Origin of the sequence: Paenibacillus contaminans (assembly GCF_003285015.1) — a bacterium.
In the GTDB taxonomy this organism is placed as follows: domain Bacteria; phylum Bacillota; class Bacilli; order Paenibacillales; family NBRC-103111; genus Paenibacillus_V; species Paenibacillus_V contaminans.
This window is the reverse complement of record NZ_QMFB01000004.1, coordinates 443,951-453,581: the sequence shown is the minus strand read 5'-3', so window position 1 is coordinate 453,581 and position 9,631 is coordinate 443,951. Positions and strand designations below refer to the sequence as shown.

At 51.7% G+C, this 9,631-nt stretch carries 6 protein-coding genes; 3 read left to right on the top strand and 3 right to left on the bottom strand.

Annotated elements, in window-relative coordinates:
- Positions 1-526 precede the first annotated feature (526 nt).
- Positions 527-4,066, bottom strand: coding sequence for an Ig-like domain-containing protein (locus DQG23_RS10605; protein ID WP_113030785.1), 3,540 nt, complete (start codon positions 4,064-4,066; stop codon positions 527-529).
- Between the two features lie 1,866 nt (positions 4,067-5,932).
- On the opposite strand from DQG23_RS10605, the gene DQG23_RS10595 reads away from it, so the two are divergent.
- Both DQG23_RS10595 and DQG23_RS10590 read left to right on the top strand, forming a co-directional pair.
- A complete protein-coding gene (locus tag DQG23_RS10595; protein WP_113030783.1) occupies positions 5,933-6,214 on the top strand; it encodes a hypothetical protein in 282 nt (93 codons plus the stop codon).
- Between the two features lie 25 nt (positions 6,215-6,239).
- Positions 6,240-6,677, top strand: a complete 438-nt coding sequence (locus DQG23_RS10590; protein ID WP_113030782.1) for a hypothetical protein — start codon at positions 6,240-6,242, stop codon at positions 6,675-6,677.
- On the opposite strand, the gene DQG23_RS10585 is transcribed toward DQG23_RS10590, so the two are convergent.
- Positions 6,600-7,652 (bottom strand): YkvI family membrane protein, encoded by a 1,053-nt coding sequence (locus DQG23_RS10585; RefSeq protein ID WP_337589396.1) that lies wholly within the window; start codon positions 7,650-7,652, stop codon positions 6,600-6,602. The genes DQG23_RS10590 and DQG23_RS10585 overlap by 78 nt on opposite strands.
- 485 nt (positions 7,653-8,137) lie before the next feature.
- On the opposite strand from DQG23_RS10585, the gene DQG23_RS10580 reads away from it, so the two are divergent.
- Positions 8,138-8,695, top strand: a complete 558-nt coding sequence (locus DQG23_RS10580; protein WP_113030818.1) for a DedA family protein — start codon at positions 8,138-8,140, stop codon at positions 8,693-8,695.
- A 125-nt stretch (positions 8,696-8,820) separates the two neighbouring features.
- Here the strand turns inward: DQG23_RS10580 and DQG23_RS10575 are convergent, their stop codons facing one another.
- Positions 8,821-9,609, bottom strand: coding sequence for an SIMPL domain-containing protein (locus DQG23_RS10575; RefSeq protein WP_113030781.1), 789 nt, complete (start codon positions 9,607-9,609; stop codon positions 8,821-8,823).
- Positions 9,610-9,631 lie beyond the last annotated feature (22 nt).

Sequence of the window (9,631 nt, the reverse complement as noted above, 5' to 3'; positions counted from 1 at the left end):
GGGGGGGGGGGGGGGGGGGGGGGGGAATTTGATTTTTCAGACTGGAATCGGTCGAACAGCCGCGTCAGGAGCCAACGTATATGATATTTCAGCTACATTCGGTTGAACAGCCGCATAAGGAGCGAACGTATATGATATTTCAGCTACATTCGGTTGAACAGCTGCGTAAGGAGCCAACGTATATGATATTTCAGCTACATTCGGTTGAACAGCCGCGTAAGGTACCAATGTATATGAATTTTCAGCTACATTCGGTCGAACAGCTGCGTAAGGTACCAATGTATATGAATTTTCAGCTACATTTCAGTTGAACAGCCGCGTAAGGAGCCAATGTATATGATATTTCAGCTACATTCGGTTGAGAGCTTGCATCACCTCGCATATGCGGTGAGTCATCCTCGACTGCCGCATACACGATTTTATGTCGAGCCTAAAATTAAGCGCATGCTTTTGGTGTTATGCCGAAAAACAAAGAACCCTCCTTCATAATGAGGGAAAGTTCTTTGTGGTTAGCTGCTGCAGTCGTTCAGTTCGTCATAAATTTGAAGCTAACAGGTGCGATCGCTTTGCCATTGTAGTCGGTAAGAAGCGCCGCATTCCCTTCGGCGATGCGGATTTCGCCGCTTTTGCCGGATTTTAGGCTTGGAACCGTAAATGTCAGAATCCGGTCTTCCGCGAACACTGCGCTTGGCATCGTCCGTGCGCCGTCTATCCAAATTTCCATCGCATTGTTCAGCGGGACAGCGGCGTCAAGCGGCCTGCTCAACAACACGGTCACGGTCGTTCCCGAAGCGGCTGCCGCTTCGATGGCCGGTGCGCTGTGCGTGTTTTCATTACCGGCCATCAACGCTTCGTTCGCCCCGTTTGCGGCTTCGAGGCGCAGCGACTGCTTATCCGTTATCGTTCCCGACGCAGGATTGTAACCGACCTTGTAAATGCGGCCGTTTTTCATCGGCGACGGCAGCGACGATTTCAGGAAAACAGTCACGCTGCTCATATTTTTGGATGCGACGATTTTGGCATTGACGCCCGGCGTAATCGTCGTGACCGTACCGTCCGTCGTGTCGGTTATCGTATACGTCGCCCTTTCGGCATTCAGAACCGCTTCGCTGAAATGAATATCGAACGTATGGGCGTCGGTAGCTCCGGCCGTCAACATTCTCGGCGGTTTATTCGCTTCGCCGATGCCGCCGAACATGACCTTATACGCTTTCCGGTTGTCCGGATCGATCGTCCGGAACGGCGTGAGACCGGATGCATCCGTTATGCCCGGCGCGAACGATAGCGTATAGACGGCTCCGGCTGCAGGCGTTGCCCCAAGATAGAGAACGGCCTCGCTGACGATAGCGCTAGGATCGTTTATGTTGTCGCCGAGGACGGGCAGTTGATTGCCTTTGGCATCGACGATCGTAAACAACCCGTGGCGCACGTTTTTGACCGGCTGGCTGAAAGTCATATGCACGGTCGCGTTATCGGCTGCTTTAATCGCTGTCACATAAGGATTCGTGTTGGTCGTCTGTACGCCTGTGAACGAAACAATATTGGCGTTGTTCGACGTAACAAGCTCCTGCGGTCCGCTTATTTTCAGCTGGTAGGACGTGCCGCTGCGGAATAAATACGGATTCGGGTTGCCGCTCAATTGAAAACGGACGTTCACCTTGCGCTTGTCGGTAACAGGCGTAATAATGCTCGTAATGAGCGGCTTCGAGCTTCCGAAACGGTCGTAATCGCTGTTCATCAATTCGGCGCGCAGCAGAACGAGCTCCTCGGGCTTGATGTCGCGGTTGAACTCGAGCCAGACGGAATTGTGACTGATTCCGGTTGCCGAAAGCACCGATAATGACTGCTTTGCCGTGAAGGAGTGATTAACAGGGACGATCGTATTGCCCGCACGGTCCTTGACGCCGGAAATGGAAAGCGAGTAGGGAGTGCCCGGCGACGGCGCGTTAGTCGTAAGCGTCACCGTTTTGGCGATATCATTGTAGGTTGCGTTGATCGCTTGCCCAAGTCCCTTGTCGAACCGGTAATTCGCTAAGGTTTCCGCCGAGACGGGATCAAGCTCCTCGCTGAAGGTCAACAGCACCGTCGAAGCATAAAAGCTGGCCGATTGCAGAACGGGCGGCTCGATATCGGGGTTGCCCGCAAATGTCAGCGCGTTATCGGTATGCAAAACATTCCCCGCCAAATCGGCAACGCCAGAAACCGACAATTGATAGATGGTTCCAGCCGTCGTACGGGAAGTGAACAAGGTAAGCGACTGACTGTCTCTATCGAGCAATGCTTTTTGTACGGTTACCCCGTTAGAAACGGTATAGTTGGCCAGGTTTTCCGCCGAGGCTCTCGTTACCTTTTCGTTAAACGTCAACCTGATCGACTGATCCGGCATCACGACTGCGGATTGAACCTTCGGCGGCTCGTTATCCGTAATGCCGATGAACATATTGGATTTTTCCGACATCATATTGCCGTTTATATCTTGCAGCTGTTTGACGGTAATGTTGTACGCCGTTTCGCGCGTTTGCTTCGTTGTCGTAAGATGCACCCAGTTTCCGTCCTCCGAAAGTCTTGCACTCGTTACTTGGAGTCCGTTATCGATCGCATAGTTGGCTAAATTGCCGATCCCGTTCGGGCTTAAACGTTCGCTGAAGAACAACGATATTTCCGTCTGGCTGAAGTTGGCTACCGTAAGGAACTCGGGCTTGACACGATCGACGATCCCGTTGAAAAACAGGCCGGCGCGAGGAGTCATGACATTGCCGGATAAGTCGCTAATCCCCGAAACGGTCAAATAATAACGGTAATTTTCTTTTTGCGGGAGCGTTATTAAGGTGACTGTCTTACCGTCTTTCGACAGCTCGGCCTGCTGTACGCTCAGATCTCGAATTGCATATTTGGCCGGGTCGGTTGCCGTCGCTTCATCTACGGGTTCGTTAAACTTGACCGTTACGGTTGCATTCGGATTGACCTGTACGGATTCGATGAGCGGTTTCGTTTTGTCAACGCCGAGGCCCGTATACGTAAACGAGCGGCCGCCGGATGTCAACGTGTATTTGACGCCTTCCGTCATTTCGTCGGTTACGGCGATGACGGTTGAGCGGTCTTTGCCTACGAGCATGTCGCGCACGGGTAGCCGGGAGCCGCCCGCCGATACGATCGAAATAGAGGACAGCTCCGCCGCTTCGACCGGCTCGAGCAAAACAAGCTTTACCTTGTTGTTCGTCAGCGGCTCCGCGCTTTCGATCCAGAGTGTTTTTGCCGCGTTCCCCGGCTGGGAGCCCGTGTTTCCGTTTCCCGAAGAGCTCAAGGTTACGGTAATCCGGAAAGGTTTATCTTTGTACATAATATCGACTTCGGAAGGTTTTCCGGCAATCAGCAAAAAGTTAAGATCGTACTGCTGAGTAACGTTGTCGCTGAATGTCACTTCAATCCGGCGATCGTTTACCGCCCGCGACGAAACGACGGTGAGCGATTCGTTCGGATTCGGTACGTTATCGCCTTTGAGCTTGTTGTACGCGACGAAAGACGACTCGACAAGCTCCGCCCTGGTGGCAATTTTCCGGTAGTCTCCATAAAAAGAAATATACCCGCTCGCCACCGCTTTATCGATGTAGGGGATCGCCCAATCGCTCATCGTTCCTTTGTTAACGTTAGGCGGAATTTTGTCGCTGTCGTCATAACCCAGCGCCCGCACGAGAATCGTTGCCAGCTGCTCGATCGTTACCGTTTGTTCGGGGCCGAACACGCCTTCGTCGACACCGTTCATAAAACCGGCTTTCGTTACCGCCCCGATAGCGCCGCTCGACCAGCGGTTCGGGTCCACATCGTTATAGTCTCTGGCGGTTGTTTCGTCGAGCTTCCACAGACGGGTGATGACAGCGGCGAATTGTTCGCGCGTCATCGACAGGTCGAGCCTGGCCGACCCGTCCTCAAAGCCGTTGAAAATACCGGCATTTTGCAAAATATCGTACTTCCGCGTCGTCGGATCGACCCGATCTGCGGCATGGACGCTCGTATAGGAAGCAGTTAATGCGATCAGCGTCGCAATAATTAGCAATCTTTTTTTCATCCGATCTTCCTCCTGTGATTTTTTTGTTTGTTTGGAATGCTAAGTGATCAATGTGCGTATTCCACAGCGAAATAACGGGCTGACAAGGTGTTTGGGCCGGAAGCTCCGTTCATGAAACGGTATGAGTTCGCACAAAGCAGACGTTTTCGGACAATTAGAGTTGCTAGAACCTTGACCGCATATGATCTAAGTTTTGCCGCCCACACATGTCATGAAAATGCCGTCCACAAAGCGATGGTTCTTATGAGGCACAATAGCACCCGCACGAGGTTTGACCGCCGACGTGACCGAGCACCGCGTGCCGCGACGGCACCGCGCGCCGGGAGGCGCGCGGTGCGGAAACCTTGACCGCGTATGATCTAAGGTTTTCTGCCCGCGCTTTTCATGAGAGAATCCGCAGTGGAATGGGCGGGTTCGTATAAGGCCACGAGCACCCAAACCGATCAACGTACTAGTAGGTTGACCGCGTTAAATGCAAGGTTTGGGTACTGATATGCATCATACGAATCCGACGTTTGACCGCGAGCTCTTGACGACAAGTCAGGTAGTAAACCTAATATCATACGCGGTCAACCTACTAGTACGAGATCAAGTCTAAAGCTGGGATCGATGAAGACCTGGTTACTGGTTATGAAAGCAAATACGGGAATCGTAATTGTCATGCATGGATCGTGCGCATAGTGGAGAAAACCTTATTGTTAATGAGGCTGTCCTCACTATTTCACCTGTAAAATGCTCGTTTTCGCTCGTTAGTGAGGCAAACGCAATTATCAATTGCGTTTGCCTCACTAATAATTGCGTTTGCCTCATTAACTCGTCGGAACACGGGTTTTTGACGATAAATAGTAAGGCTAGCCTCACGATTAATTGTGTTTGCCTCATTAACTCGTCGGAACACGGGTTTTTGGCGAGAAATAGTGTGGCTAGCCTCACGAAAAATTGCGTTTGCCTCACTAACCCGTCGGAACACGGGTTTTCGGCGATAAATAATAAGGCTAGCCTCACGAATAATTGCGTTTTCCTCACTAACTCGTCGGAACACGGGTTTTTGGCGATAAATAGTAAGGCTAGCCTCACGAATAATTGTGTTTGCCTCATTAACTCGTCGGAACATGGGTTTTCGGCGATAAATAGTAAGGCTAGCCTCACGAATAGTTGTCTTTGCCTGCCTCATTAATACTTGGGCATCGGCTGATAAGTAGTCGTTTGGATATGCAGCGTTTGCGCAGATGACGACCACAATAGGGCGGTCGTCTATGTTATACATCGGCTTTTGCGCCGTATAATTGAAGCCGCGGCTGGAAGGCCTTGCATGTTATAAACGTGCGGGGCGTTTAAATTGTTTCATTTTGGCAATCACTTGGGTACGACAGTTCGCTAAAACGGCGAAGTCTTTAATTAGAATGGAGCTTCGCGACGAAGTCGTGGCGCGATTCTTAGCAGGTAGTTGGTGGAATGGGGGAGCGTGATGCTAGGCACCGATAGGCGAAACGTTGGGGAAGGAAGCTGAAGGAGAGTGTGACCGCAGTACGAAAGGTGCTCGTAAGCGAGCGCGTCACTGAGGTTGTTAGCGGGGGGGAGGCGAAATTGATCATCGAAGACGGCCCGGTTTGGCGGACGGTTGTTACGGGGTCCAGGGGCGTAGCCTCATTGCTTCAACCTTCGAATTCCGAATTGAAGCAATATGGGTCCTCCCCTTGGGGAAGGGGAGGATTTAGGAGGGGTCCGAAATAGTTTTAAAAAATCATTTTAAATCCTTTAAAAAGGAAAGCTTTAGAAAGGTTTGCCGCTTTGAATGATTTATTCCTTTGATTTTTCAATCGTTTCGACTACTATAATAAAAAAGAGAGTTGAGCGGAGGTTACGATGGGCGATAGGAAAAAGACGACGGGTGAGCGCGAGATTACTTATCATGTCGGCTGGAAGCGCGGGAAAATTGTCGTTCCGGAAGGCGGGGCGCAAATCCATGCCAAACCGGGCGTGAAAGCCCACGTGCTTCTATTGGAGGACAGCGGCGGCAGGCTGCTTCGCATGATTTGGCGTCCGGTACCGATTATGCCGGCTTTCATGAGCGTTGCGCTGTTTATTGCGCTGCCTGTTATCAGTTTTACCGTTACGCTTTGGTTAGTTTATCAGCTGTCGCGCTGAACGAAACGAAAGGAATGATCTCGAATTGAATACGTTAGCATTGGCTGTCATAGCGGGCTTGATCGGCATCGCCGTAACAGCCGCCGTTTTTTATACGGTCTGGTACATGCTCGAGCAATGGAAAAAGCAGCAAGACGCCGCAATGGACGGCAAAGACAGGCCGACTTTATCGGATACGGCGGGAGCGCTGCTGCTGCGCTGGACGGTAGTCGATTATGCGGTTTTGGTATTGATGGGTGCCGGCATGCTGTTCTTGCTTGTCGACGTTCTCGGCGTCATGAGAGACAGGGCCAGCTATCCGGATTATCATTACGGTTATTTGCTTTCAGGCGCCGCATTCGCGTTTCTTGGCATGCTGTTTTTGCTGGCCCGCCTGCTTGTCGTCCTACGTATTGCGCGGAAGCCGGTTCTCCCTGCGCCAAACGATGGACACAAACCAAATGAGACTCACCACGCCGAATAAAGGATACAAGGTGGACAACAGCTTGCTGAAGCCGATCTGACTGACCGAATAGGCGGCAGCCAAAATGATCGCGATGATCGCTTTCTGATTCCACTTCGTCCGCTGCTCGAGCTGGAGAGACAGGCCGTAAACGTCCGCTACAAGCGTCGTGAATATTTCTCCGTAGATGACGGCGATGTACATAAACACAACCGTCGTTCCGAGCGGATATATGATATGCCCCATCGGAATTTCAAACTGCATGATACCCGGCATTTGCGCGGATAAGGCAAAATGGCAGGCAAGCAGCATAATGCCGATGCCGAGACCTCCTAGCAAGCCTCCCCAAAAAATAGCCGAGCGGTCGCGTATCGCAGAGCCCAGCGGTACGAGCACGGCTTGCGCTGACGCCATGTTAAAAGCGGCGTAAAGCAGCGGAGAGAACCAGATGCGATGAAGCGGATAATCGCTTTCGAGCACGAGCCAATTTTGCGCGCCCGGAAGCTCCCAGGTTGCCCAAACGATCGCGGCTGTAAAGACGAGCATGACCGGTACGACGAGCGAATTGACGGCCACGATCGCTTGCATGCCTTTGGCAATGATGAAATAGGCAAGAATCATCGTAATAATCAAGCCGGTTTGATACGATAAATGAAGATGCTCCGAAAACAGCGACCCCGCGCCGGCCAGCATAACCGTACTCACACCGAATAAAATAACGAGCATAAACAGGCCGATCCATCCGCCAAGCCTCGCCCCGAAAAGCTCCTTGATCAAGTCCTCGTACGATTTGGCGTTTAATTCGTTAGCGAGCAGCATCAGCTTGATGCCGAGCCAAGTGAAAAGCAGCGTCGCGAATGCGATCGTCGCCGTTGCCATCCAGCCGTATTTGGTGAAAAACTGGAGAATTTCCTGTCCGCTCGCAAAGCCTGCGCCGACGACCGTACCGATATACGTAAAGGCCACCTGTACGATTTGTACAACCTTTCGGATCAATTTGCTTCCCGCCCCTCGTACCGATATTTCGCAGCGGCCGACTCGATCGTTCCTCGAAATAGGAAGAAGGAATCCGCAGGCAGAATAATGGCGATAGTACAACCTATGACGGTTTGTCCGGAGGCATGACAAAATCGCTTGGGTATCGCGCGACTTTCTGATACAATGAGAAAGGCTCGAAAGGGATCGACAAATATCGAGCGATTTTGCTATTTATTGAATCGCCTGGAACGAACAACATCGAAGCGGCTTTAGACCTACAGAATCGCCGGCCTCTAAGGCGCCGGAATCCGTTTGGACCAAAATGCGCATAGTCGGGCAAAATTTGCAAATAGGCCTGTGACCCGAAAGAGTTTGAATGATTGATTTTTGTTGGATCGAATGGGATTATCCGACGTCTGGTTAAGGATGTCGGTTTTATTTTCGTGGGGGTGTAAGGCGTGCAGGAAGCGCTGGAACAATTGCTTTTGCATTACGGCTATGCGATGTTATTCGGTTTGCTCGCAGTGGGTATAGTAGGGATACCGGTTCCTGATGAAATATTGATGACGTTCGTCGGTTATTGGACTTCGGTCGGTACTTTTTCATATACATTATCGATCCTCGTAAGCTTCGCAGGCGCGATGACCGGGATGATCGTCAGTTATACGCTGGGAAGACGAGTAGGGAAACCGTTTTTATGGCGTTACGGCAAATGGATCAAATTGACGCCCGAACGGCTGGAAAAAGCGGAAGGCTGGTTTCACAAATACGGCCTGTGGACGGTAAGCTTCGGCTATTTCGTGCCGGGTGTCAGACACTTTACTTGTTATTTGGCCGGCGTCAGCGCGGTCAAGTTTTGGCGGTATTTGCTTTACGCGGGTACGGGGGCGCTGCTTTGGTGCACGACGTTCATTACGCTCGGACATTTTATCGGAGCCAGTCTGCTTGCGCTGATGCCCGCCGTCCATCATTATGTGGGACAATGCGTGCTGCTGCTCGCCATCGTGGCGGGAGCCGTACTGCTGGTCGTCCTTAAGAAGAAAAAACGTGCGGTGCAATAACGGATAACGAATAACGAACCGACACGCTCGTGACGCTGGTTGGCGACGAGTATACGAGAAACAAAAAAACCTCCCAATCCCGGTCGTTGAAGCCGGTTTGGGAGGTTTTTTGCCGATTGGGCGGATCATTGGAATTCGAACGTTACTTGGACGGAACCGGATAATTTCAGCTCGCCGGCTTGTATGGAAGTGCCCGCCGCATCCATCGCCTCCGCCTTGGCCATCGCGAAGCCGCCTTCGAGCGGACGCGGATAGTTCGCAGTGCTGCTTTGCTCGACGTGGATAATGCCTTTCAGCGTTTTGCCGGCGTATTTGGCGATCGATTTCGCTTTGGTCTCGGCATTTGCCATCGCTTTCTCGATGACTTGAAGCTCGTATTCCTCGCCTTTCTCCGTTCCGAATTGAACCCCGTTCACGCGGTTTACGCCGGCTGCGGAGGCCGCGTCGAGCAGATCGCCGATTTTGGCAAGATCGCGGTACGTGACGGTAACCGAATGGTTGGCGGAATATCCGGTAATTTTCGGACCGCTCTTGTCTTCATAGCTGTATTCGGGCTGAACGTTGAAGCCGGAAGATTTTACATCCTTCTTGTCGAGCTTAAAAGTTTCGAAGAGCACCTTCTCCAGCTTCGCAAACGCTTCGGCATTGCCTTTTTGCGCTTCGTTCGCCGTTTTGCCTTGCGTTTGAATGCCGAGCGTCACATAAGCTACATCCGGCGTCACCGAAAACTCGCCTTGCCCCGAAACGACAATCGTATTGCGTTCCATCGATTGCTCACCCGCCGCTTCCGCCGTTGCCGGCTTGATAAATTCAGCCGCCGTCGACGAGTAGAATGGAGCCGCAAGCACCAAAGCACCCGCCGCCACGCTTCCGATCAGCCATTTTTTGGACCTGTTCAGTTGTTGACCCATCATACATTCCTCTTTTCTTCAATAT